At 47.5% G+C, this 1,990-nt stretch carries 2 protein-coding genes; one reads left to right on the top strand and one right to left on the bottom strand.

The window, feature by feature from the left end; all coding sequences use genetic code 11:
- Positions 1-233: 233 nt before the first annotated feature.
- On the top strand, positions 234-1,232 hold the full coding sequence (locus tag VN105_RS14590; RefSeq protein WP_325642120.1) for an AraC family transcriptional regulator: 999 nt from the start codon (positions 234-236) through the stop codon (positions 1,230-1,232).
- 113 nt (positions 1,233-1,345) lie between these two features.
- On the opposite strand, the gene VN105_RS14585 is transcribed toward VN105_RS14590, so the two are convergent.
- Positions 1,346-1,990: NAD(P)-dependent oxidoreductase (locus tag VN105_RS14585; RefSeq protein WP_325642118.1), on the bottom strand; the 645-nt coding region annotated here is incomplete at its 5' end.

Here is a 1,990-nt window from a genome sequence, read left to right as displayed (position 1 = left end):
ATACTTTGTCACAGTCCTCCAGGTCTACGCTACAGGCATTTACGGTAAATTGTGCGGAAATAGCGCTGATAACATTGTTTCTATCCTGAACAGTTGTAATATTGGTGCGGAATATTCCCAACATAGATGATAATTTTTTGAGTATTCGGAATATTTTTATGCAAATTTGCTGCTGTTATCCCATATAACTGTTACACGAGACGGATTATCAATTATACGAAACGGATTTTTTTATGGGTGTAGTTATTACTGATGATGCCAACCAGGTATTGCTTACAGAGGAATTTCCTTCTGATTACCATAAGATCCGTTCCAGGGGAATGATTGAAGAAACCCAGGAACTGCATAAGGATTTTGGCTCCGCAACCATGCACGAATACAATTTCGAGGGCACCAGTATTGCCTGTTGTAAGGCTGAGGTGTACGAGAATATCCATGTTTTTGCAGACTACCTGGAACCCCGGGTAATGATGCTGTTCATGGAGCAGGGCGACATTACTACGTCGTTGGGGGGGATTTCCGACAAGTTCAGGTTTTCCACACAGGAGCATAACCTTATGTTCAGTCCGGCCCAAACAGAGAATGTGGCGGTGAAGAAGCAGCGTGATATTCTCTTTTTCGGCATGAGCTTTACCACCTCCAGGTTCCTGGAGCTGGCGGAGAATAACGGGAAGGTGCTGGACGGACTGGCCAATAATGTAGCCGGTAACAGATCAGTGACGTTAGCGGATAAGTACAACCCGAGAATCACCCCGCGTATGCGGATGGCGATGGAAGAGGTGCGCCAGTGCAAATTCCAGGGAGGGTTGAAGAAGTTGTTCTTGCAGTCGAAGGCCATAGAGTTACTGGCGCTGCAATGCGAGCAGATGGAAACGGTGCAAGCTGCAGGTACGCTTTTGCGCAATAAGATCACCCGGCAGGATGTGGAAAAGCTGTATTACGCCAGGGACCTGGTATTGCAGCATATCCAACAGCCGCTGAGCCTGGAAGAGTTGTCGCGCAAAGCCGGGCTGAATGAATTTAAACTGAAATCGGGCTTTAAGGCCATTTTTGATAATACCGTGTTTGGTTATTTGAATGATCACCGGCTGGAACTAGCCAGGAAACTGATTGTTGACGGGGACCTGCCTATGTCGCATATTGCAGAGCAGGCAGGGTATTCTTCCCCGCAGCATTTCAGTACTGCCTTCCGTAAGAAATTCGGGGTGAGCCCCGGGAAAGTAAGAGGTTAAAAAGGGGCTGACCAGAAGTATTGGTCAGCCCTTGTTTATTCAGGTACCTGGTGAAGGCTTATTATCGTTTACGCTACTCCCAGAGCTTTATGGCTGCCCCTTATCTTATCCTGTTAATAGGCCAAAGTAAAGCGTTGTTTGATATGTTCCGGTTGTTCCAGTTCGTCCAGTAAGGCAACCGCGTAATCGGCGGAAGAAATTTTACTCTCTCCTTTATCATTGAACACTACCTGGTTAGTTCCCAAACGGAATTTGCCGGTACGTTCCCCGGGCTCTATCATCATAGCAGGACTTAATACCGTCCAGTCGAGGTCGGCCGATTGTCTGATCACATAAAATGCGTCGCGGGTGGCGGATGCACCTTCTTTCCATTCTGCCGGAAACTCGGGGGTATCCAGTAACTGCACACCGGGAGCTATTTCCAGGCTACCTGCACCACTTACAGCGATGAGTCTTTTGATACCGGCCTTTTTGGTAGCATTAATAATGGCGTTGATGGCTTTTACGTAGGTAGCGGAGTCGTGAGCGCTATAGGAGCTGATCACAGCTTCATTTCCTGCCAGCAGCGGGATTAGTTCCGCTTCGTTGGTAGCATCTCCTTTTTTAACCGTCAGGTGTGGGTTAGTCACTGTTATCTTTTCAGGGTGACGAACGATGGCGGTGATTTCATGTCCCCGGTTCAGCGCTTCATTCAAGATGGCTGAACCTATAAATCCGGATGCTCCGATGATGGCAACTTTCATGGTTTTAATTTTTGT

The organism is Chitinophaga sp., from assembly GCF_035564935.1.
GTDB lineage: Bacteria > Bacteroidota > Bacteroidia > Chitinophagales > Chitinophagaceae > Chitinophaga.
Note: the sequence above shows the minus strand (reverse complement) of the source record. Positions and strands in the feature narration are given on the sequence as shown.